Origin of the sequence: Halapricum sp. CBA1109 (genome assembly GCF_009741825.1) — an archaeon.
Taxonomy (GTDB): domain Archaea; phylum Halobacteriota; class Halobacteria; order Halobacteriales; family Haloarculaceae; genus Halapricum.
Genome location: NZ_WPCA01000007.1, coordinates 22,251 through 44,854, shown reverse-complemented (window position 1 = coordinate 44,854; position 22,604 = coordinate 22,251). Strand labels below are relative to the sequence as shown.

The window sequence follows — 22,604 nt, the reverse complement described above, 5'->3', positions numbered from 1 at the left end:
GCGGCGGCCCCGGCGGCCCCGGCCCGGGCGGCCGCGGCCGCGAGGAAGGCGGCGAGGACAACGAGGAAGTCGTCCGCGAACTCCGAAAGCTCCGGGACGAGGTCCACGACCTCCGGCGGTCGGTCGACCGCGTCGCCGACGCACTGGAAGACTGACGCGCGGCGCCGTCTTCTCACTCGCGTTCGTTCGAGTACTCCACTCAGTGCCGTCTACCCGCGAAAAACAGCCGCGTTACTCCTGATAGGCGAGGTTCATAACCCACTGCGTGAACGTGTCGCTGTGTGGGTCGACCTCCTCGTCGCCGATGTACGGCGAGAGCTGATCCCCGGCCATCAGAAGCGAGAAGTCCAGATCCTTGGCGGTCGGGGAGAGGTAGTAGGTGTTGTGCCCCTCGTAGACCGTCTCCTCGCGGTCGATCATCTCCTTTTCGACCAGCGACTCGACGATGCGGCTCCCCTTGCGGGAACTGACGTCCAGTTCCTTCCAGAACTCGCTCTGGTGGATGCCGCCGCTCTCGCGGACGAGGGCCAGTCCGCGCAACTCGTCCTCCGAGAGGTCCTCCTCGGACGGTGTCGCACTCATACACTCCCCTCGCAGTCGCACTCGCTTAAATTTGGCTCTCGACGGGCCGGTAGGCCGTCTCGCAGGGCGGCCCGTCCGCGAACCGATAGCTCGCCCCCTCGGACCCTATCGAGAGCAGCGACGACGACCGCGTCCCGAAGCCCTCGCCGTGGATACAGACGCCGTAGGAGTGGTCGCTAAGTGCCGCTCCCGCACGGTCGAGCCACGCGCCCGCCGACTCGCCGGGGTCGGGCGCCAGCGCCGCCCGGAGCGTATCGAGGTTCGCCGCCTGCTCTTCGGCGTGTTCCCGGCGCCGTCGTGGAATCGCGTACTGTCCGTCCGCCCCGGTGTTGCCGACGACGTGGACGCCGGGGTCGAGATTCCGTATCCGAACGCCGCCGTCGTACTCCACGAACAGCGCTGCTGTCGGGTCCGCGACGACGAGGTTGAACGCCTCGTAGGTCCGCCGGTCGAGTTCCTCCTCGACGTGGCGGACGGCCGCCTCGGCGCTCTGGTAGCGTAGCGCGTCCCTGACCAGCAACCCACGCGAGCGCTCGCCCGGCAGGTCGCTGTCGGTCCAGCGGTTCGTGACGGCGACGACCACGTCGGCCTCGTTGTATCCGATCCACGTCCCGCCGGCCTCGCCGTCCGTCGGCGCGAGTACCCGCGGGTCCGAGTCGACGATAGACGGTGGCTCGCTGGGTCGGTCGAGGGCCTCGTCGCGGTTGGCCGCGACGGCGACTGGCGTGTCCGGGAACGCCTGCCACGCGAAGACGATAGTACACACGTCCTCCAGTAGGTGCTCCGCGGGCCTAAACCCTACCCGAACCCCTCGTACTGCATCTCGGCGTCCTCGAATCCGACGGCCCGCCCGGCTCTGACCAGCACCCGCACCATCGCGCTCATTCCGCAGGCGTACAGTTCGGACTCGGCGGGGTCGATGCGCGCGTCGACATCCTGCCGCGGCCGCGCCGACCGGTAGGCCGACAGCGACGACGGCAACTCGACGTCCGCGATGGCGTCCGACTCTATGTACGCCAACAACACCTGCTGGACGTAGTTGGTCTCGCCGTCCCACTCCGTCAGCAGTCGCTCGCGGCTCAGCGTCGGGACGTAGTGGAAGTGGTCGTACTCGCGGTCGTAGGCCCTGAACTGCGCGTCGTACGGCAGGTCGTCCTCCCAGCCACATCCCAAAAATAGCCAGATGTCCCGCGGGTCGCCGTCGACGGTGTCCCACCCCTGCTCGAAGGTGTAGTCGATCATACTCTTGAACGGCGCGACGCCCGTCGAGGTGGCGAGAAAGACCATATCCTTCTCCGAGGGGTCGTCCAGCACCATCTCGCCGTTCGGGCCGCGGACGACTACCGAGTCCCCCGACTTCGAGTGGACGAACAGTTCGCTCGTCAGTCGCCCGCCGGGGACCCGCCGGATGCACAGTTCGAGTTCGTCCTCGCTGGGGGAGTTCGCGATGGAGTACGCCCGCGGTGTCCCGTGAGCCCGCAGCGTTACGTACTGCCCCGGAACGAAGTCGATGGGCGGGTCGACGGCGACCCGAACCCGGGTCAGGGAGGGGTACGGTCGCTCGAATCGCTCGGCCAGCGTCCGGATGGCGTCGATGCGCTCTTGACTGGCGTCGGCCTCTCTGAGTCGCTCGTAGAGCCGTCCCCACTCGTAGTCCGCCCCCGAGTCGACGGCCCTCAGCCACGACGGGTCGCCGACCGACCGGGACAACTGGTCGCGGACGGCGGCGAGTATCTCGTCGTTGCGGCTCTCGTCCATCGCTTCGACCAGCGTGACCGTCCCGTCGTCGGTCACCAACCGCATCGACTCGGCGCGTTCGTGCTGGCTCATATGCCGCGACACGTCCATACTCCCGCTTGGACGGCACCCGTGGTAGTGTTTCCCGTCGGTCACTCCGTCGTCCCGTCAGCCGGGAGTACGTCCACGCTGGCGACGCCATCCCACTTTTTCCCGGGGTTCGCTCCGCTCACCCCGGCCAAAACGTGGGGAAAACCGCACCGCACGCGGGACCGTCAGTCCGCGGTACCGCTGTCCGAGGGAAGCACGTCCACGCTGGCGACGCTGTCGCCCTCCTCGACTGTCATGATGACGACGCCCTTGGTGTTGCGGCCGACCGTCGAGATATCCGCGACCGGACAGCGCATAATCTGGCCCCGGTCGCTCATCACGACGATGTGGTCGTCCTCGGAGACGGCCTTGACGGACCTGACTGGGCCGTTGCGCTCGTCGGTCTTGATGTCGATCAGTCCCTTGCCGTAGCGGGACTGGCGGCGATACTCCGAGAGGGGCGTCCGCTTGCCGTAGCCGTTGGCGGTGACGGTCAACAGCGACCGCTCGTCGTCGTCGCTGGTCGCCACCAGTCCCGCGACCGCGTCGCCGTCCTGTAGGTCGATGCCGCGGACGCCGCGCGCACTCCGGCCCATCTGTCGGACCTCGTCCTCGTCGAAGCGGATGGTCATCCCGCCCTCGGTGGCGACGACGAGGTCCATACTCCCGTCGGTCACCTCGACGTCGACGAGTTCGTCGTTGTCTTCGAGTTTCGCGGCGATGATCCCCGTCGAGAGGATGTTCTCGAACTCGGCGGCACACGTCCGCTTGACGTAGCCGTGCCGGGTGACCATCGTGATACACTCCTCGGCGTCGAGGTCGTCCGTCGGGACGACGGCCGTCAGTTGCTCGCCGTCGTCCAGATCGAGCAGGTTCACCGCCGACTTCCCGCGGGCGGTGCGGGACATCTCCGGTATCTCGTAGGTCTTGAGCCGGTAGACCTGCCCCCGGTTGGTGAAACACAGGAGGTAGTCGTGGGTGTTGGCCCGGAAGACCGTCGTGATCCGGTCCTCGTCTTTGGGGTCGCCGCCGATGATCCCCTTGCCGCCCCGTCGCTGGGGGTCGAACTGTGCGGCCGGCATCCGCTTGATGTAGTCGTCGGCGGTCATCGCCACGACCACGTCCTCCTCGGGGATGAGGTCCTCGCGGGTGACCGTCCCCTCGTCCTCGAGGATGGAGGTCTTGCGGTCGTCGCCGTAGGTCTCGGCGATGTCCCGGAGTTCGTCTTTGATGACCGAGAGCAACTCCGACTCGCTGTCGAGGATGGTCTCTAATCGCTCTATCTCGGCCTGAACCGACTCGTACTCGGACTCTATCTCGGCGGCCTCCATCGAGGTCAGCGACCCCAGTTGCATCCGGACGATGTGGTCGGCCTGATCGACCGAGAAGCCGTAGGCCTCCCGTAGTGCCTCTTTCGCGCCGTCGCGGTCCTCGGCGTCGCGGATCAACTCCACCACGTCCTCGGCGTTCTCCAGCGCTTTCAGCCGACCTTCGAGGATGTGTGCGCGGTCCTCGGCCTCCGCGAGGTCGTACTCAGAGCGCCGCCGGACGACCTCCTTTCGGTGGTCGATGTACTCCGCCAAGGTCTCTTTCAGCGTCAGCACCTGTGGCTGGCCGTCGACCAGCGCGAGGTTGATCATCCCGAAGGTCGATTCGAGGTGGTGTTCGAGCAGTTGGTTTTTGACCACCTCGACGTTCGCGCCGCGTTTGCACTCGACGACGACGCGGACGCCGTTGCGGTCTGACTCGTCGCGGAGGTCCGCGACGCCCTCGATGATCCCCTCGTTGACGTCGTCGGCGATTCGCTCGACGACGCGTGCCTTGTTCTCCTGATAGGGGAGTTCGGTGACGACGATGCGGTCGCCGCCGCTCTCGCGTTCCTCGACTTCGAACTCCGCGCGGACGGTCAGGCGACCCCGGCCGGTGGCGTAGGCCGAGTAGATAGCGTCCTTGCCGACGACGTTCGCGCCCGTCGGGAAGTCCGGTCCCTTGATGTACTCCATCAGGTCGGCCACCTCGGCGTCGGGGTTGTCGATGAGGTGGACCGTCGCGTCGATGACCTCCTGTAAGTTGTGCGGCGGAATCTTCGTCGACATCCCGACGGCGATACCGGTCGAGCCGTTGACCAGCAGGTTCGGGAACGACGATGGGAGGACCTCCGGTTCCGTCAAGCGGTCGTCGTAGTTCGGCGAGAAGTCGACCGTGTCCTTCCCGATGTCGGCCAGCAACTCCTCGGCGATGGGGCTCATTCGGGCCTCCGTGTATCGCATCGCCGCCGCCGGGTCGCCGTCCATCGATCCGAAGTTCCCCTGTCCGTCGACGAGGGGGTACCGCATCGAGAACTCTTGTGCCATCCCGACGAGGGTGTCGTAGATGGCGCTGTCGCCGTGGGGGTGGTAATCCCCCATCGTCTCCCCGACGATGGAGGAGGACTTCCGGTGGGACGACCCCGAGGAGACGCCCATCTCGTGCATCGCGTAGAGGATACGCCGGTGGACGGGTTTGAGGCCGTCGCGGACGTCCGGCAGCGCCCGGCCCGCGATGACGCTCATCGCGTAGTCGATGTAGCTCTGCTCCATCTCGTCCTCGATGCGGACCCGTTCGACGCGTGCGGCCACATCCTCGTCGGGCCCCGGGTCGGGTACGTCCGAACTCATATGTCCACCCACTCCGCTTCGGGGCTGTTCTCCTTGATGAACTCCTTGCGCGGTTCGACGGCGTCACCCATCAACACCGAGAACATCTTGTCGGCCGCGGCGGCGTCTTCGATGGTGATCTGTTTGAGAAACCGGTTCTCCGGGTCCATCGTCGTGTCCCATAGCTGCTGGGGGTTCATCTCACCGAGGCCCTTGAACCGCTGGACCTGACTCGGGTTGCCGTTGCACTTCTCGGCGACTATCTCGTCGCGTTCGGCGTCGGTCATCGCGTCGTAGGTGTTGCCGTTGTAGCGAATCCGGTACAGCGGCGGCCGCGCGGCGTAGATGTGGCCGCCCTCAAGCAGCGGCCGCATATGTCGATAGAAGAAGGTTAGCAGCAGCGTCCTGATGTGTGCGCCGTCGACGTCGGCGTCGGTGGCGAATATCACCTTCCCGTACCGGAGGTCGTCGACGTCGAACTCGTCGCCGACGCCCGTCCCCAGCGCCGTGATGATGTTCCTGATCTGGTCGTTCTCGAGGATGCGGTCGAGGCGGTGTTTCTCGACGTTGAGTATCTTCCCGCGGATGGGTAACACTGCCTGAAAGTCCGGATTCCGGGCCTGCTTTGCGCTCCCGCCGGCGCTGTCCCCCTCCGCGATGAACAGCTCGGCCCTGTCGGGGTCTTTGGTCTGGCAGTCGGCCAGTTTTCCCGGTAGTGCTGTCGACTCCAGAGCGCTCTTGCGGCGGGTCAACTCCTCGGCCTTCTTGGCTGCCTTCCGGGCCTTTGCGGCCTCGACGGCCTTGGCGACGATGGCCTCGGCCGTATCGGGGTGTTCCTCGAAGTACGTCCCCAGATGCTCGTGGACGGCCGACTCGACGATGCCTCGGACCTCGCTGTTGCCGAGTTTCGTCTTCGTCTGGCCCTCGAACTGCGGGTCGGGGTGTTTGACCGAGATGACGGCCGTCAGCCCCTCCCGGATGTCCTCGCCTTTCAGCGTGTCGTCTAAGTCTTTCAGGAGGCTGTTGTCGGTCGCGTAGTCGTTGACGATGCGCGTCAGCGCCGTCTTGAATCCCCGTGAGGTGTGTCCCACCTCGCGGGTGTTGATGTTGTTGGCGAAGGCGTGGATCGACCCCTGTAGTTCGTCCGTCGCCTGCATCGCCACTTCGACGTGGATGTCCTCCTCGGCGTCCTCGAAGTACACCACGTCGCGGTGGAGTGGTTCTTTCGTCTCGTTGAGGTACTCGACGAACTCCTTGATCCCGCCCTCGTAGTAGAACCGCTGGTCGGCGTCGTCGCGTTCGTCCTCGATGATGATTTCGACCCCGGAGTTCAGGAACGCCAACTCCCGGAGCCGTCCCTCGAGCGTCGAGAACTCGAAGTCCGTCGTCTCGAAGATGCCGGTGTCTGGCCAGAACCGAATCTCGGTCCCGGTGTCCTCGCCGGGACCGAGGTCACCGACCCGTTGTAGTTCGCCCTGTGGCTCGCCGGCCTCGTAGGACTGTTCGAAGACGCCGCCGTCGCGCCGGACCGTCACGTCCAGCCGTTCCGATAGCGCGTTGACCACGGAGACGCCGACGCCGTGGAGGCCGCCCGAGACCTGATAGGACTTGTTGTCGAACTTCCCGCCGGCGTGGAGGACGGTCATCACGACTTCGACCGCGGGGAGCTCGTACTCCTCCTGTTCGTCGACGGGGATACCGCGGCCGTCGTCGGTGACCGTCACCGACCCGTCGTCGTGAATCGTCACGTCGATGCTGTCACAGTGCCCCGCCAGCGCCTCGTCGATAGCGTTGTCGACTACCTCGTAGACGAGGTGGTGGAGCCCGCGTGTACCGGTCGTCCCGATGTACATCGCCGGCCGCTTGCGGACCGCCTCCAGCCCTTCGAGGGCTTGTATGGAGTCCGCCCCGTAGTCGCTCTCGTTGCTCATACCCGGTGTTCACTCCCCCGAGTCTTAAATCCCACGTGCGCGCGCGTGGGATGACAATTGTAAGGCTGTTCGTACTGCCCCTCTGCGGGTGGTCAAAAAAAGCGCGTCGTCCGGAGAAGAGGTCGCCGGTGTTAGCCGGACATTCCGCCGAACGAGAGCCCCTGCTCGATGTACCGCTGTGCGAAGAAGTACACCAGCATGATGGGCATCCCGAACATCAGCGCGAATGCCGAGAACCGCCCCCACGGGACGCCGAACTCGTCGATGAGTGCGAACAGTCCGACCGGGAGCGTGAAGTTCTCGGCTTCAAGCAGCGTCGCCGCGACGATGTAGTCCATCCACCCGGCGAGGAAGATGAAGATGAACACCGTCGCGAGCCCGGCTTTCGACAGCGGGATGATGATCTCGTAGACGATCCGCCAGGACGGCGCACCGTCGACGATTGCGGCCTCCTCGTAGGAGGTGGGTATCCCGTCCATGTAGGTCTTCAACAGCCAGGTGTTGAACGGCACCGTCGTCGCCGCGTAGTAAAACGACAGCGCGAGTTTGTTGTTGTACCAGCCCATCCCCGAGAAGATGGCGTACAGCGCGATCAGGACGGCGATACCGAGGCCGCCACCGATCTGCGTCAGGAGGATGTACAGGTACAGCATCTTCTTCCGCCCGACGAAGCTCCGACGGGACATCGCGTACGCCCCCGGAATGACGACGGACATCGCGACGGTGACCGTCCAGAAGGAGACGTACAGGCTGTTCTGGAAGTAGCCGAGGAAGTCCGACTGCTCGCCGCCGGCAATCGCCTTGCCGTTGAAGACCATCTCACCGCCGATAGCGGGAACGGGGAACTGGAACAACTCCCCGATCAGCGGCGCGTTGACGACGATTGTCTGTGGGACGGTTATATTTCCTATCGCCCACGCGAAGTTCTCGATGGCGATCACCGTCGGGATGATGCCCGCCCCGTCGGTCGAGAACAGCGACGCGTTCGGGTTGAACGCCATCGTCGCGATCCAGTAGATCGGGAACATCAGCGCGATGACCAACGCTGCCGCGCCGGCCGTCGAGATGAGCGTCCACGCGACCCATTTGGGCGGAATCTTCCCCTCTTGGAGCCCGTTTATCGTGTACCGTATCTCTTTGGCCAACCGCACCGGCGCGGTGACCCCGTTCCTGATGTCTTGGTACACGCTCTTTACGATGCCGCTTGCGATACTCATTCGTTAGCCTCCTCTGCGAGTTTGCCTTTCTTGACCGCGATGAACATGAATATGCCCATGAAGAACACGGCGGTCAGACTGATCGCCCCACCGACGCCGTAGAGGTTCTCACGGAACGCCTCCTTGTAGGCGTACACCATCAGAATCTCGTTGACACCGTCACCGGCGGAGTTGTTCGGTCCGCCCTCGTTGAACACCCACGGGATGAGGAACTGCTGGAAGGACGCCGCCGCCGTCAGGATGGTCCCGAACATCACGGGCCGCTTGATCGCCGGCAGGATGACGTGCCGAAGCCGGGAGAAGAACCCGGCTCCGTCGACCTCCGCGGCGTCTAGGAGGTCACCGTTGACGTTCTGGAGTGCACTGACCGTAATCAACACCATGAAGGGGTACGCCAGCCACATCTCGGTGACGAGATACCCGAAGAAGGCCGGCCACCGCTGGTTGAGCCACGAGACCGTCCCGAGCCCCAGCGCCGACAGCAACTGATTCGCGAGCCCGAACCGGGCCGGGCTGAACACCGACCGCCAGACGGTGATCGCGAAGATGGGCGGAATCCCCATCGGCATGATGATGATCCCGCGCATCATCCGCTTCCCGCGGACGCGGTTCCCGGTCATCACGAGCGAGATACCGATGCCGATAGCCACCTTCATGGCGACGCTCAGGATGACGAACAGCCACGTCACCAAAAACGAGTTCCAGAACGTGCCGTTGAACAGTGCTATCGGATTGCTCATCAGGAGGTCGAACACTCCTCCGTTGAGCGCCTCTTGACTGAACAGCAACTCGAAGTAGTTCGTGAAGTATACGAACTCCGCTTCCCCTATCGGGACGAGCCCGAGTATTCGGTTCCCTCCACTGAACAGGTTGCTGGGCTGGGCGTTCGTCATCGACAACAAGAACACGTATCCCATCGGGATGAGCATGAACGCCGACCACATGAACAGCCCCGGGAGAACCATGAATATCGCCTGGTTCTCCGAGAGTTTAGACTGGAGGTCGCTATTCCTGAAACGCTGTGCTACGTCAGAGACGGTACTCATGGGTCCTATTAATACCAATTAATCGGTGTTAGTTAAGGGTTGTGCGTCCGGTCTGTCGTGGTCAGCTACTCCACGACTCGCGGATGTTCTCCGCGGCTGTCTCGAGGTTGTCCTCGAGGTTGCCGTTGCCGTTGAACGTCGACGTGACGGCGTCGCCGTACGGCCCCCAGACCTGGTCCATCTTGGGGTTTTTCGGCATCGGATACCCGTTCTGGACCTGCAGTGCGAACGTCTTGACCGCTTCGGGGAGCTGGTCCTGACCGGCGAGTTTCGTGTGGACCGGGACGAAGTTACCCTCGTTGGCGTGGCGGAGCAGTTCGGTCTCGTTGGAGGCGAACCACTCGGCGTAGTCACGCGCCGCGCCGGCGGCGCTGCCGTTGTCCATCTTGCTGGCGAAGTACATGAGCTTGACCCCAGTGTACGGGCGGAACTGCCCGCCTTCGGGGAGGCTCGGCATCGTCGTCAGGCCGAGGTCGACGGCATTGGAGTCCTGCAGACCGGCGACGTCCCACGGACCACTGATGTAAAGCGGCGCGTTGCCCTCCTGGAAGACCGAGAGCTGCGCGTCTCCGCCGGGGTCGTTGGGCATGTACGGCGCGAGGTCGTCGATCACGATGCGGAGGCCCTTGATGACCTCGTCGGTGGTGAGGCCGAGAGTGTCCTCCTCGCCGTTATAGACCTCTTCGCCGTAGGCCTGTGCGAACCCGCTGACGTTGTACGGGTTGATCGCGTACCCGAGCCCGTACGTACCGTTTTCGGGGTCGTGGTACTCCTCCATGATCGACTTCATATCCGAGAGGGTCTCGGGCGGTTCGTCGACCATCTCCTTGTTGTACATTAGCGTGACCGTCTCGGCGGCCCACGGGACACCGATGCGCTTGCCGTCGTACGCCGACGCCTCGAGAGCCACCTCGGTCAGCATACAGTTCGGGATGTCGATGTTGCCCGCTTGGTCTGAAAGGAAGCCGTTGGCGTCGTAGTTGCCGGCGCGGTCGTGGGCCCACTCGAAGAGGTACGGACCGTCGCCGCTCGGAATCGAGGACTGGAGCTTCGCCTGGAAGTTCGACTGGGGAATCCGTGACAGCGTCAGCGAGCTGTCGGTGTTGTTCTGCCAGGAGCTCTTGGCGTCCTCGAGGAGGCTCGTCCCGCCGTCCGTTCGGGCGTGCCACAGCGTGACCTCGCCGGAGCCCTCGTCCGGCTGGATGGTGCCGTAGTCTTCGAGGTCACACGGGAGGTCCGAGGTATCGCCGCCGAGACTGAGCGTCGTCGGGTCGTCCCCGCCTTCCTCGGTCGTGTTCCCGCTCCCATCTCCACCGCACCCTGCCAGTAGGCCAGCGGCCGACGTCCCGGCCATTGCCTTCAATAGTGTTCGACGATCGTATGCCATGGTGTGAACAGACGAAGGGTTATGTCTTCACCTATTTAATGATTACGAACAGATCAGGGGCCGCTGTAGCCCCTCTATCGGGCGATACGCGGTTCTATGTATTAATTACGGGTGTTCTTAAAATCTGAGTCCTGCTTCGAATCACGGGCTGCCGGTATGCCTATATATCACGAGGGTGCCGGGGTTATAAACCGTCGGGGCTATCGTCGGCCGGCGGCCGTGCGCACCGCTAGGGCAAGAGTTATATCATAGACTATGTTGCACCTAGGTAATGGCACGCGTCGAGCTCAAGAACCTCCGAAAGGAGTTCGACAGGGGAACCATCGTCGCCGTCGACGACGTCAGCGTCGAAATAGAGGACGAGGAGTTCATCACCGTCGTCGGCCCGTCCGGGTGTGGAAAGACGACGACGCTCCGGATGGTCGCGGGCCTCGAGCGACCGACCAGTGGCTCGGTCATCATCGGTGACGAGGACGTCACCGACATCCACGCGAAAAACCGGGACATCGCGATGGTCTTCCAGAACTACGCGCTGTACCCCCACAAGACCGTTATGGACAACATGGAGTTCGGGCTCCGGATGAGCACGGACCTCACCGAGGAAGAACGCAAGGAGAAGGTCCGCTGGGCGGCCGAGATGATGGGCATCGAGAGCCTGCTCGAGGACACGCCCGACGAACTCTCCGGCGGGCAGAAACAGCGGGTCGCGCTCGGGCGTGCGATCGTCCGTGACCCCGAAGTGTTCCTGTTCGACGAACCGCTCTCGAATCTGGACGCCAAGCTTCGGACGCTGATGCGGACCGAGGTCCAGCGCCTCCAGAACGAACTCGGCGTCACGTCTATCTACGTCACACACGACCAGGAGGAGGCGATGACGATGGGCGACCGGATTCTCATCCTCCGGGACGGCAAGAAACAGCAGATCGGTGCGCCCAAGGAAGTGTACAACAACCCGGCCAACGAGTTCGTCGGTGGCTTCATCGGCTCGCCGAGTATGAACTTCATCGACGTCGTCATCGAGCAGACCGACGACGGGATGATCCTCGCGGGCACGGACGACGAGTTCCGGTACAACATCGGTCCCGACGCTATCGACAACTTCGGCGTCCTCCAGAGCGGCGGCGAGTACATCCTCGGCATCCGACCCGAGGACGTGTTCCCGGCCGAACCGACCGACCAGAACACTGTCGACGCGCTGGTGGAAGTCGTCGAGCCTATCGGCAGCGACAACTACCTCTACCTCGACCTCTCCGGCGAACTGGACGAGGGAATCACCCGCGACGAGGACGAACCGGACTTCATCGCGCGCGTGGACACGGACTTCGAACCGGAAATCGGTGACCACGTCGAGATAACCTTCTCCGACCCGGACCTCCACCTCTTCGATCCGGCGACCGGCGAGTCGGTCCTCTACGACAAGAACCAGGGCAAGACAGGCGGCGTCGCGACCAAGTCCGGCGCGGCCGACGACTGAGCCTCTACTCCTTTCGCTGTCCGAGTCTGTCTAGCTGTGCCACCGTCGCTATGCGGATGGCGTGGGGCCACCCCAGTGGCGTCGCACAGTCGGGCGTCCCGTCGTCGAACACCTGTTCCGGAAGGTAGCCGTTGTCAAGCACCAGCGACCCGTCGTCGTCGACCGCGGCGAACAGCGACCGCGACCGGTCGTAGTACTCGCTCGCCCGGTCGTCGCCGAGAGTCTCCAGTAGTTCGCCCAACTGTGCACAGGCGTTTGCCCCCCACGCCGTCGAGACGGTCCAGACTTTCTCGTCGTCCTGGACGCGCCGTCGCCACTCGTCACCCTCGAACCGGTAGAGTCCGCTGATAGCGTCCGTCTCGCGGTGGAGCCCCGACAGCGAGTTCTCGAAGTGAGTAACCAGTCGCTCCAGCCGTCGGTCGTCAACGTCGGCGACGGCGGCGTACTCCCGGTGAGCCTCCGCCAGCGCAAGCGACCCCGAATCGAGTCGTGCGTCGAGAGTCCCGTCTGGCCGCTCCCGGAGTGCGAAGATGCCCTCCTCGGGAACCCACAACTCGTCGAGGCCCTCGTAGACGGTCTCGGCCCCTTCTCGGGCCTGCTCTCGGAGGGCGTCACCGATAGGGGCACGGGCCACAGAGGCGTACCCCTGCAGGAACGTCGCCGCGGTGTGGACGAACCGTCCGGTCATGTTCTCCCACGCGTTCTGACACTCGATGGGGAGGCCGTCGTCCTCGACGGTTCCGTCGAGGCTGTCGACGGCGAGGGCGAGCGCCGACGCCACGTCGTCGGCCCGTTCGGGGTCGCCGATGCGGAGGTACGCCCCGAGGAAGGAGGCGACGCTGCCGGTCTGGTCGGCCTGATAGTCGACGTCGTCGCCGGCCTCCAGTCGGGCGTGGGCCCACCCGGGCGCGACGTTGCCGTTGTGCGCCCACACGCGGTGGGGCCAGGAGCCGTCATCGAGTTGGGTGTCGAGGTAGAAGGCCGCGCTGTCGGCCAACTGTGCGTCCAGTCCGACCCCGAGGTGGTCGTCGCTTCCAGCAGGAAGCGGGCTATCTCGGAGTCGTCGCGGAACCACGTGTAGCCGTATCCGCCGGTGTAGACGTAGAAGGGATCCATATCCGGGCCGGCGATGTGGGCACCGGTTTCGGCCGAGAGCAACTCCAGCACGCGGAGGTCCGCGACCGCGAGGTCACGGCGTGGGACGCTCTCGGGGACTGCGACCGCGTGCTCCCGGGCGAGTGATGCGAGCGAGTCGCGGTCGCCGTGCTCCGCCGCGGCCGCCCTGACCCGGTCGAGGGCGTCGCTCCGGGCGTCGTCCTCGGTGTCGACCAACAGCGAGACGACGGTGGTCGAGGCCGTCCCGTCCTCTACGTCGAGGGGTACGTCGAGGACGACGGTCCCGTTGAGCAGGGCGTCCTCGTACTTCTCGCCGCCGGTTTGGGAGCGTGGGTAGGTGACCGTCTCGGAGAAGGCCGCGAGCTCGTCGAACTGCTCGGGCAACTGGCCGTAGACGGCGTCGACGCCCGTGCTCGCGGTGACGAAGTTGTGCTGGCGGTCGTGGTGGACCTCGACGGCGTCCTCGTGTTCGAGTTTGCCGAGGCGGCTCTCCTGCTGTTCGGGCGTGAGATCGAAGAACGCCTGCAGGCTCGGAGTCTGTGGGAACTCCCCGTCGACCTCGAAGTGGGTGTAGTGGAGTGCGCCGACGGTGAGGTCCGTCTGGGTGACGGTGAAGCGGCCGCCGTCGTGGACCGTCTCGACCATCGCGGTGTCGCCGACGTACCGCTGTGTCGTCGTCTCGATGTCGTCGAACCACGCGCGACCGTCCAGCGTCTCGACGCCGAACCGGGAGCGTTCGACACCGGCGAGGCCCGAGACGGGGTAGGAGTAGTCCCGATGCCACCCCTCACGGGAGACGTAGACGAGGCGTTCGTCGAGTCCGGAGAAGGTGCCCTCGACCGACCGGCGCTCGCCCGGGAACTCCCGGGCGCTGTCGCGTCGCCGCTTGTAGTCGTCTATCGCGCTACGGAGCGTCATGCTGGTTGGTCCGGTAGAGACTGTCTTAAGACTGGCGTCAGGTCGATATCAGACCCCGGAGTGTTGCCGGTCGGATACCGACGGCTATCGGTTCGTCGCTCGAAAAAATCCCTGGCCGCGGTGGCCGCGCTAGCTCGTGTAGGCGTCGAGCACGTACTCGCGGGCCATCCGTCGGGTGTGGTAGTAGGGGCCGTTGAACGAGATGGTGTTTTTCATGATCGTCGTCCACTTCTCGCGGTCGTTGTAGTACATCGGGACGACGGTGTTCTCTAGCTGGTCGTAGAGATCCATCGCGTCCGTGCGGTCCTCGTCCTCGGCGGCCGTCTCGTCGGGTTCACTCTCCTCGGGCTCGGGTCCGATTTTCCAGCCGGTCTCGTTCTCGATGTGGCCCTCGACCCACCAGCGTCGAGCGTGCCGAGCTGGGGGATGCCGTTACAGGCAGCCTTCATCCCGGAGGTGCCACAGGCTTCCAGCGGCCGTCGCGGGTTGTTGAGCCACACGTCGACGCCTTGGGTCAGCTTCCCGCCGACCTCCATATCGTAGTCCTCGACGTAGACCACGTCGATGACGTCGTCCAGTTCCCACGCGTTGTGGAAAATCTGCTGGATGAGGCTCTCGCCGTCGGTGTCGCCGGGGAAGGCTTTCCCGGCGAAGATGATCTGCAGGTCGCCGACCTCCTCGGCGATGTGGCGTAGGCGCTCGTGGTTGTAGAACAGCAGGTCGGCGCGCTTGTAGGCCGTCGCCCGCCGGGCGAACCCGAGCGTGAACGTCTCGGGGTCCAGATCCGAGCCCGTCCGCTCGTTGACGAACTCGATGGTCTCCCGTTTCTGGTCCATGTGGGTCTCCCACAGTTCCTCGTCGGGGATGACCATCGCGTGTTTGAGCTTGTAGGGGTTCTCCTGCCAGCCCTCCAGATACTCGTCGTACAGGTCGATGTAGTCCTCGCCGATCCAGAAGGGCACGTGGATCCCGTTGGTGATCGCGTCGATGTCGTACCCCGGGAACATGTTCCGCGAGACCTCCTGGTGTTTCTTGGCGACGCTGTTGGCGTACCGCGAGAGGTTCAGCGCGAGGAGGCTCATGTTGAGGTTCTCCTCGTGGCTGTACTCCCGCAGGGTCTCCTCGGGGACGAACTCGCCGAGGACCTCGTTGACCATCTCCCAGCTGAACTCGTCGTGGCCGGCCTCGACCGGCGTGTGCGTCGTGAACACGCACTGCTCACGAACGGCCTCGGGGTCGAGGTCGTTCTGTTTGAGCAGCTCCAGCGTCAGGAGGGCGGCGTGGCCCTCGTTCATGTGGTACGTGTCGACCTCGTAGCCGAGTTCGTCCAGAATCTTCGTCCCGCCGATGCCGAGGACGATCTCCTGAGCGAGCTGGAAGTCGTCGCCGTGACCCGGACCGTACAGGCGCTTGGTGTACTCCTGTGCGTCGGGGTCGTTGGCCTCGACGTTCGTATCAACGAAGATGATCGGGACCGTGTGGTCGGTCTTCTCGGACTCGACGTCGTAGCGCCAGGCCGTCACTGTCACGTCGCGCCCGTAGACCGGGACCGTGACCTCGACGTCCAGCTTCTCACAGTACTCCTCGACCGGCCACGGGTCCTCCTCGCTGATCTGTGACCCGTCGTCCTCCAGCGTCTGCTTGCAGTACCCACGCTCGTTGAGCTGTGAGACACAGACTGCCGGAAGCTCCATGTCCGCGAACGACCGGATCGTGTCTCCGGCCAGCACGCCCAGACCGCCGCTGTAGGTCTTGACGTCGTTCTCGATACCGATTTCCATCGTGTAATACGCGATCCGTCCGTCCAGATTGGATGCCGACACCATATGCGACCTCTTCGTGAAGCTAAGTACAGTCCTCCCTAAAACCCTTGTTGTTTTATTACAACAATGATAAAACTGTGCAAGAGGGCCTCTGCGTACAGATATGCCGAAAATAGTGTGCGAGACGGCGGCACACATCTCCCGGGGCTGCTATAGGTGTCGACCTCGCCCGATCCGTGGTACTGCTCCTCACTGATGCTCTTTGGCTACTGTCTCTCGCGTGTCTGTAAGGGTCTTTCGGGTTGGATTTGTGGCAGAGACCCCGCTATCCTGCAGTATTGATTGCGCCATCCCGGAACATTCATTGAGTATGCGGTTAACCTTTCACACATATGCACCATCCAGGTCCGCCACGGTTTATGGCAGTCGGAGAAGCCCAAGAACTCGCACCCCGGGACCCCGATCCCGAGGCGTCCTACGACTGGTCGATCCTCGATGCCCCCGAGGACAGCGACCTCGTCCTCGGTGACGGGGACGTCGAGACGTTCGCTCCGGACGCCGCCGGCCTCTACACGGTCGGGCTGGAGGCTCCGGACGGCAGCCACGAACTGACCGCCCGCGTCTACCCCGGCGAGAAGGCGATCACCCAGCGCCCGGGCCGTAGCGGATACAGCGGTTACAGCGGCTACAGCGGCGTCAGCGGCTCCGGCGTCTCCGGACTCAGCGGGAGCGGGAGCGGCGCCGGCTCCGGTCTCGGCTCGAGAGACGGCCAACCGGGCCGTCCCCGGATCACCCTCCACGGCGAACAGGTCGGTGACGAAATCGTCCTCACCGCCGAGACCGACACCGCCCCGGGCGCGCCCGACGAGGACCTCGCCGTCGAGTTCTACGTCGACGACCGCGACGACCTCGAGAACTTCGAGAGTGAGGGCCACGAGGCCCGCGTCTCCCTCGCGGACATCGACGGCTCCGTCCGCGTCCACGCCGTCGCCGTCGGCAACCAGTACAGCGTCCCCGACACCGCCGAACTGTACGCAGACGGCGGCGTCGACCGCCTCAACGAACCCCCGGAGTGGACCGACGGGATGTCCTGTTATGAACTGTACGTCCGCGGGTTCGTTGAACCCGAGGACGACCAGACGGTGTTCGAGGCGATCACCGAGCGACTCGACTACATTCAGGACCTCGGTCTGAACACGCTGTGGTTCACGCCCGTCCTCCAGAACGACGACTTCGACCACGGCTACAACATCACGGACTTCTACTCCATCGCCGACGACCTGGGCGGCGAGGAGCAGTTTATGGAACTCGTCGAGGCGGCCCACGACCGCGGGATGAAGGTCCTGTTCGACCTCGTCCTCAACCACTCGGCCCGCGAACACGAGTTCTACCAGCGAGCCGAGGACGGCGACCCCGAGTACCGCGAGTGGTACGAGTGGGAAGACGAGGACAACGACGTCCCCGGCACCTACTTCGACTGGCCGTACATCGCGAACTTCAACTACGACACTCTCGCGGTCCGTCGTCACCTGCTGGACGCCGTCGAGAAGTGGGCCGAACACGTCGATGGCTTCCGCTGTGACATGGCGTGGGCCGTGCCGCGCCCCTTCTGGCAGGAGATCCGCGACCTCACGAAGGCCCAAGACGGCGAGTTCCTCCTGATGGACGAGACCATCCCCTACGTCGCGGACTTCCACAACCTCTGTTTCGACGTCCACTTCGACGCGGGGCTGTACTTCGATCTGGTCCAGATCGGCACGGGCGACCAGCCGGCCGATCAGATCTTCGACTCCATCCAGAACCGCTACTCCGTGGGCTTCCCGAACCACGCCGGCTTCCTCACCTACATCGAGAACCACGACGAGACCCGCTACATCGAGCAGTGCGGCGAGGACGCCGTCCGCGCGGCCGCGACCGCCTCGTGGACGCTGCCGGGCATCCCGATGGTCTACGCCGGTCAGGAGATCGGCGAACGCCAGCGCCGCGGGCACACCCACTGGGAGTACACCAACGAGGGCCTGCAGGACTTCCACCGTGACCTCGCCCGCACGTGGAACGAGATTGACGCCCTGAAGGTACAGGCCGACTTCGAGGCCATCGACTACGAGAGCGACAACGACAGCGTCACCGCCTTCGCCCGCGACGGCGAGGACGGCCGCTACGTTGTCGTCCTGAACTTCTCGGGCGAGGCCGAGGTCGTCGGCCTCGACGAGGAGGTCGACGCCGTCGACCAGATCACCGGCGAGAACGTCGCCGCCGAGGACGGCGTCACCGTCGAGGACGCCGTCGTCCTGCCGGCCGCGAACTGATCGGTCGCCGCCCTCGTTTCTTCGCCGTTTGTGCCGCGAAAAGAGACGGATCGCCGCGTTATTCGGTCAGCCGGTCGGTCTCGTCGGTCAACGCGTACAACTGCTGGGCGGTGTCGTCGGTCAGTTGCTCCTCCCGGACCCGCCAGTTCCAGTTGTCCTCCTCGGTGCCGGGCACGTTGAACCGCGCCTCGCTGCCGAGCCCGAGGATGTCCTGTAGCTGTGCCAGCGAGATGACCGAGTTCGAGTCCCAGATAGCGCCGAGGATGTCCCAGTTGATGTCGCCGCCCTCGTAGTCGACGGCGTAGTCCAGACAGTCCTGCTGTTCATCGTCGAGGTTCTCGTACCAGCGTTGACGGTGTCCGTGTCGTGGGTGGAGGTGTAGGCCACGGAGTTCTCGTCGTAGGAGGCCGGATGATAGCGGCTCTCGGGGTCACACCAGTCGGCGAAGGGCGCGACGTTCATCCCGGGGAAGCCCAACTCCGTCCGGATGCGGTCCATCTCGTCGGTGACCTCGCCGAGGTCCTCGACGATGATGGGCAACTCGCCCAGCTCATCGCGGACGGCGTGGAAGACGTCCTCGTGGGGGCCGTCGACCCACTCGCCCTCGCGGGCCGTCTCGGCGCCGGCGGGAATCTCCCAGTAGCTCTCGAAGCCTTTGAAGTGGTCGATGCGGAAGACGTCGACCCGTTCGAGCAGGCGCTCGAACCGCGAGACCCACCAGTCGTAGTCGTTCTCGGCGATGCTGTCCCAGTCGTAGACGGGCATCCCCCACAACTGGCCGTCGTCGGAGAACTCGTCCGGGGGGACACCGGAGACGTACTTGGGTTCGCGCTCCTCGTCGAGTTTGAAGCTCTCGGGGTTGGCCCACACGTCGGCGCTGTCTAAGTCGACGTAGATGGGCATGTCGCCGACGAAGCCGACGCCGCGGTCGTTGGCGTACGCCTTCAGCGCGCTCCACTGCTTGTCGAACTGCCACTGAAGGAACCGTCGGTACTCGATGGTGTCTGCTAGTTCCTCGCGGTACTCCGCGAGGGTGTCGGAGTCGCGCATCTTGCACTCCTCGGGCCATTCGAGCCAGCCCTTCCCGTCGAAGTGCGACCGCAGCGCTCGGAACAGCGCGTACTCGTCGAGCCACGCGCCGGACTTCTCCTTGAACGCCTCGAATGCCTCGCGGTCGGCCTCGCTGGCGTCGGCCTCGAAGTTCTCGAAGGCCGTCTCCAGACGGTCCTCCTTGAACTCCCGGACCGGGCCGTACTCGACCGTCTCGGGGTCGAAGTCGGGGCGGTCGATGTCGTCGAGGTAGCCGTCGGCCGCCAACTCGTCGAGGTCGATGAAAAGCGGGTTGCCGGCGAACGCCGAGTACGACTGATATGGGGAGTTGTCGTGGAGGGGAATCGTCGGTCCGAGGGGGCAAAACTGCCACAGCGACTGGCCGGACTCGGCCAGGTAGTCGACGAACGTTCTGGCCGGTGCTCCGAGGGTTCCGATCCCGTCCGGGCCCGGCAGCGACGCGATGTGCAAGAAGAGTCCGCTCTGTCTTTCGAAGTCCATCCGTACTAACGGGCTTCGTTGAGGCGGGACTTGAAAGTAGCCGGTTTGGATCCGTTCGGCCCGCAGGGATGAGGAAAGATTACAAACAATATATGTATTCGGAGGGTGTCAGTAGTAGGTGTAATGTGGGTATCCGTACTGTTCAGTAACTGTCGGCCGGCGGGACGCGTCCGGGGAGTCGGCCGTCGGGTCACGCTGTCGGGGAGCGTGTGGCGATGAACGAAGCCACACTAGAGAGCCGTCTGAAGCAGTTCGGCCTCTCCGAGAAGGAAATAAAGACCTACCTGACCATCTTGGAGAACGGGGAAGCCAAAGCGAGCACCATCGCCGACGACACCGGCGTCTCCAAGCGCTACGTCTACAGTATCTGCGAGAAACTGGAGGACCGCGGGTTCGTCGATGTCAACGACCACGTCGTGCCGACGATGATCAGCGCACGACCGCCCGAGGAGGTCATCGAGTTGCTGTCGAGTCGCTTAGAGGAGATCGAACCCGCACTTGATCAGCGCTTCTCGGAGACGGCGGCCCGGAAACAGCGTTTCGACGTGATCAAGTCCCGCGTCACGGTGATCAAGCGCGTCCGGGAGTACATCGAGAGCGCCGAACAGGAGATTATGGTCGCCATCCCGGAGGGGTACCTCCCGGAAGTCGCCGACGAACTCGCGGACGCCCGCGAACGCGGCGTGATGGTTCTGTTGTTGATCAGCGACGTCGACGAACCGGCGTCGATCCTCGACGGGCAGGACCGACAGGTCTCAAGCGTCGTCCGCGCGTGGAGTCGCGGCCTGCCGATACTGGTCGCGGCGGACGAACAGATGGGCATCGCCTCGCCTGCCGAGATGGTCACACGCTCGAACAGCGACGACCGCGCCATCGCCCTCGTGCAAGGACAGATCGTCCCGATCATCGGCGGGTCGTTCCTGGCGAACTACTGGCCGTTCGCCGAGGAACTGTACGTCGCCGATCCGGTCGCGTTGCCACAGGATTACGGAAGTTTCCGCCACGCAGTCCTCCAGGCGACGTTGCACGACCGCGCCGAGGCGACCGTCTACGCCCGGGCGACCGCCCAACGCGTCGGCGAGGACGAGGAGTTCCGGACCATCTCCGGGACCGTCGTCGACACCCATCAGGGACTGGTCGAACCCGCGACCAACACCATCCCGATCCAGCACTCGCTGGTCATGGAACTGGACGGCGAACGCGTCACCGTCGGCGGCCCCGACTCGTTCCTCGAGGACTACGAGGCCCGCAAGGTGACGCTGGACCACGGCGACTGAGCGTCTTCCGTACTGTTCGGAAGACTACCTCCGAGTACGTATAATTAAAGGATAAGCGTCTTTTGATCTCTTTTCGTCACGCCATATGCTACAATGGCCGACGGAATATGCAGAATACGGTGTAGAAGAAAACGATTGATAATAGGCCGTCTACGGGAGGGAGACAGTTCGTGAGCGGACACGACGACCACGACGGCTGCTGTGGATCGCGGTCGAAACGGCTGACGCCGGCGATGCGTGAGCGGTTCGAGCGCGTCTACGCCCCGGAAGAACTCGGCGGCCGGCGGCGGTTCTTGCAAGCGCTCGGTGGTGCCGCCGCAGCCGGGATACTCGCCGGGTGTTCGTCCTCCGACGCGTCGACGTCCACGGCGGGGCCGGCGTCGCCATCCGGCTCCACGACGACAACCGACGAGTCGGTGACGACGGCCACGGCGGACAGCGACGCTGCCGACGCGACAGTCGTCGAGGGGACGCTCGTCCTCGGCGAGGAGATGGACGTGACCGAGGGCCGTATCCGGATCGAGGACGGACAGATCGAATCGATCACCGAGGAAGGGGTCGACAGCGACCGACTGATCGCCCCGGCCTTCGTCAACCCGCACACGCACATCACGGACGCGACCGCCAAAGACGGTGAACGCGCCCGGAACTTCTCGTGGTTCGAACTGTTCATCGATCCCGGCCTGAAAAGCGAGATCAACGACGCCGCCACCCGTGAACAGAAGCGTACGGCGATGGCACAGACGATGCAGTTTATGCGGGCCTCCGGGACGGGGACGTTCGTCGACTTCAAAGAGGAGGGCATCCCCGGCATCGAGGACCTGAACATGGTCGACGAGGGAACCGCTGTCGACGCGGTCGGTCTCCTAACGGGAGCCATCGACGAGGACGCGGACCTCGAAGCCGAGATAGAGAAGGCCGACGGGTACAACACGTACGCACCCTACGGAGAACAGGCCGAACGGGCCCGCGAGATATGCGACGACCTCGACAAAGTGTTCGCGCTCCACTCTGGCGAACCGGACGCCGACGACATCGACGCCAGTCTGGCGCTGAACCCCGACTACACCTCACATATGGTCCACGCCCGCGAGCAGGACTACGAGACGCTCTCGAACGACGACATCGGCGTGGTCGCGCTCCCGCGGTCGAACCTCGTCATCCTCGACGAACTCCCGCCGCTGGAACGCCTCCACGAGGCGACGACTGTCGCACTGGGGACGGACAACGTGATGCTCAACGCCGCGTCGATGCTCAGGGAGATGGAGTTCACCAGCAAACTGTTCGACGTCACGCCGACGGAAGTACTCAAGATGGCGACGATCAACGGCGCGCGCCTCTCGAAGCGTGCCGACCGGATCGGGTCGATAGAGGAGGGCAAACGCGCCCGGTTGACGGTCTTCGACACGTCGATGGAACTGAAAAACGTCGTTGACCCCATCGCCGGCATCGTCCGCCGGGCGACCGCCCGCGACGTCGAACGGACGATCCTTCGCTGAGTCCGCTACCGTCGGTTTTCACTTTCACCCCGGCACCGAACACTCTTTACGTCAGGGGTGGCAGGGTATCG

14 protein-coding genes and 2 pseudogenes are annotated in these 22,604 nt (G+C 64.3%); 4 read left to right on the top strand and 12 right to left on the bottom strand.

From position 1 onward, the window contains the following. Positions 1 to 231: 231 nt before the first annotated feature. From GJ629_RS01830 to GJ629_RS01795, 8 genes are all read right to left on the bottom strand, one after another. On the bottom strand, positions 232 to 582 hold the full coding sequence (locus tag GJ629_RS01830; protein ID WP_157511482.1) for a MarR family transcriptional regulator: 351 nt from the start codon (positions 580 to 582) through the stop codon (positions 232 to 234). Between the two features lie 25 nt (positions 583 to 607). Further along, positions 608 to 1,348, bottom strand: a complete 741-nt coding sequence (locus GJ629_RS01825; RefSeq protein WP_370515751.1) for an NRDE family protein — start codon at positions 1,346 to 1,348, stop codon at positions 608 to 610. A 32-nt stretch (positions 1,349 to 1,380) separates the two neighbouring features. Continuing rightward, positions 1,381 to 2,412, bottom strand: a complete 1,032-nt coding sequence (locus GJ629_RS01820; protein WP_231754435.1) for an FAD-binding oxidoreductase — start codon at positions 2,410 to 2,412, stop codon at positions 1,381 to 1,383. Positions 2,413 to 2,594: 182 nt separating this feature from the next. Continuing rightward, positions 2,595 to 5,066, bottom strand: coding sequence for a DNA gyrase subunit A (gyrA, locus tag GJ629_RS01815; protein WP_157511480.1), 2,472 nt, complete (start codon positions 5,064 to 5,066; stop codon positions 2,595 to 2,597). After that, positions 5,063 to 6,976: a DNA topoisomerase (ATP-hydrolyzing) subunit B gene (gene gyrB / locus GJ629_RS01810; protein WP_157511479.1), complete on the bottom strand. Its 1,914-nt coding sequence runs from the start codon at positions 6,974 to 6,976 to the stop codon at positions 5,063 to 5,065. The genes gyrA and gyrB overlap by 4 nt, the downstream gene beginning before the upstream one ends. A gap of 131 nt (positions 6,977 to 7,107) precedes the next feature. Continuing rightward, the gene (locus tag GJ629_RS01805) at positions 7,108 to 8,193 is read right to left on the bottom strand and encodes a sugar ABC transporter permease (protein WP_157511478.1); all 1,086 of its coding nucleotides are present in this window, start codon (positions 8,191 to 8,193) and stop codon (positions 7,108 to 7,110) included. Continuing rightward, positions 8,190 to 9,239 (bottom strand): carbohydrate ABC transporter permease, encoded by a 1,050-nt coding sequence (locus GJ629_RS01800; protein ID WP_157511477.1) that lies wholly within the window; start codon positions 9,237 to 9,239, stop codon positions 8,190 to 8,192. Before GJ629_RS01800 ends, GJ629_RS01805 begins: the two co-directional genes overlap by 4 nt. Before the next feature lie 61 nt (positions 9,240 to 9,300). Further along, complete coding sequence (locus GJ629_RS01795) at positions 9,301 to 10,593, bottom strand: extracellular solute-binding protein (protein WP_197428380.1); 1,293 nt, start codon at positions 10,591 to 10,593, stop codon at positions 9,301 to 9,303. A gap of 304 nt (positions 10,594 to 10,897) precedes the next feature. On the opposite strand from GJ629_RS01795, the gene GJ629_RS01790 reads away from it, so the two are divergent. After that, the gene (locus GJ629_RS01790; protein ID WP_157511476.1) at positions 10,898 to 12,100 is read left to right on the top strand and encodes an ABC transporter ATP-binding protein; all 1,203 of its coding nucleotides are present in this window, start codon (positions 10,898 to 10,900) and stop codon (positions 12,098 to 12,100) included. Between the two features lie 4 nt (positions 12,101 to 12,104). Here the strand turns inward: GJ629_RS01790 and GJ629_RS01785 are convergent. From GJ629_RS01785 to glgP, 3 genes and pseudogenes are all read right to left on the bottom strand, one after another. Then, positions 12,105 to 14,134 (bottom strand): annotated as a pseudogene (locus GJ629_RS01785) (glucan 1,4-alpha-glucosidase). Between the two features lie 129 nt (positions 14,135 to 14,263). Then, a complete protein-coding gene (locus tag GJ629_RS15955) occupies positions 14,264 to 14,425 on the bottom strand; it encodes a hypothetical protein (RefSeq protein WP_197428379.1) in 162 nt (53 codons plus the stop codon). Beyond that, a complete protein-coding gene (glgP, locus tag GJ629_RS01780) occupies positions 14,404 to 15,960 on the bottom strand; it encodes an alpha-glucan family phosphorylase (protein WP_197428377.1) in 1,557 nt (518 codons plus the stop codon). The genes GJ629_RS15955 and glgP overlap by 22 nt, the downstream gene beginning before the upstream one ends. A 356-nt stretch (positions 15,961 to 16,316) precedes the next feature. Between glgP and GJ629_RS01775 the strand changes: the two genes are divergently transcribed. After that, positions 16,317 to 18,206 carry an alpha-amylase family glycosyl hydrolase gene (locus GJ629_RS01775; RefSeq protein ID WP_157511475.1) on the top strand — a complete coding sequence of 630 codons (1,890 nt, stop codon included), beginning with the start codon at positions 16,317 to 16,319 and terminating at the stop codon, positions 18,204 to 18,206. 58 nt (positions 18,207 to 18,264) lie between these two features. Here the strand turns inward: GJ629_RS01775 and malQ are convergent. Further along, positions 18,265 to 19,757: pseudogene (malQ, locus tag GJ629_RS01770) on the bottom strand (4-alpha-glucanotransferase). A 215-nt stretch (positions 19,758 to 19,972) separates the two neighbouring features. On the opposite strand from malQ, the gene GJ629_RS01765 reads away from it, so the two are divergent. Next, positions 19,973 to 21,034, top strand: coding sequence for a TrmB family transcriptional regulator sugar-binding domain-containing protein (locus tag GJ629_RS01765; RefSeq protein WP_157511474.1), 1,062 nt, complete (start codon positions 19,973 to 19,975; stop codon positions 21,032 to 21,034). Positions 21,035 to 21,204: 170 nt separating this feature from the next. Then, positions 21,205 to 22,533: an amidohydrolase family protein gene (locus GJ629_RS01760; RefSeq protein ID WP_157511473.1), complete on the top strand. Its 1,329-nt coding sequence runs from the start codon at positions 21,205 to 21,207 to the stop codon at positions 22,531 to 22,533. The last annotated feature ends 71 nt before the right edge of the window (positions 22,534 to 22,604 follow it).

Bases quoted from the DNA above. Each gene is read 5' to 3' on its own strand.
- GJ629_RS15955 (WP_197428379.1), bottom strand. From the start codon at position 14,425: ATGGATCTCTACGACCAGCTAGAGAACACCGTCGTCCCGATGTACTAC.
- GJ629_RS01790 (WP_157511476.1), top strand. From the start codon at position 10,898: ATGGCACGCGTCGAGCTCAAGAACCTCCGAAAGGAGTTCGACAGGGGA.
- GJ629_RS01820 (WP_231754435.1), bottom strand. From the start codon at position 2,412: ATGAGCCAGCACGAACGCGCCGAGTCGATGCGGTTGGTGACCGACGAC.
- GJ629_RS01765 (WP_157511474.1), top strand. From the start codon at position 19,973: ATGAACGAAGCCACACTAGAGAGCCGTCTGAAGCAGTTCGGCCTCTCC.
- gyrB (WP_157511479.1), bottom strand. From the start codon at position 6,976: ATGAGCAACGAGAGCGACTACGGGGCGGACTCCATACAAGCCCTCGAA.
- GJ629_RS01805 (WP_157511478.1), bottom strand. From the start codon at position 8,193: ATGAGTATCGCAAGCGGCATCGTAAAGAGCGTGTACCAAGACATCAGG.
- glgP (WP_197428377.1), bottom strand. From the start codon at position 15,960: ATGGTGTCGGCATCCAATCTGGACGGACGGATCGCGTATTACACGATG.
- GJ629_RS01775 (WP_157511475.1), top strand. From the start codon at position 16,317: ATGGCAGTCGGAGAAGCCCAAGAACTCGCACCCCGGGACCCCGATCCC.
- GJ629_RS01800 (WP_157511477.1), bottom strand. From the start codon at position 9,239: ATGAGTACCGTCTCTGACGTAGCACAGCGTTTCAGGAATAGCGACCTC.
- GJ629_RS01795 (WP_197428380.1), bottom strand. From the start codon at position 10,593: ATGGCCGGGACGTCGGCCGCTGGCCTACTGGCAGGGTGCGGTGGAGAT.
- gyrA (WP_157511480.1), bottom strand. From the start codon at position 5,066: ATGAGTTCGGACGTACCCGACCCGGGGCCCGACGAGGATGTGGCCGCA.
- GJ629_RS01830 (WP_157511482.1), bottom strand. From the start codon at position 582: ATGAGTGCGACACCGTCCGAGGAGGACCTCTCGGAGGACGAGTTGCGC.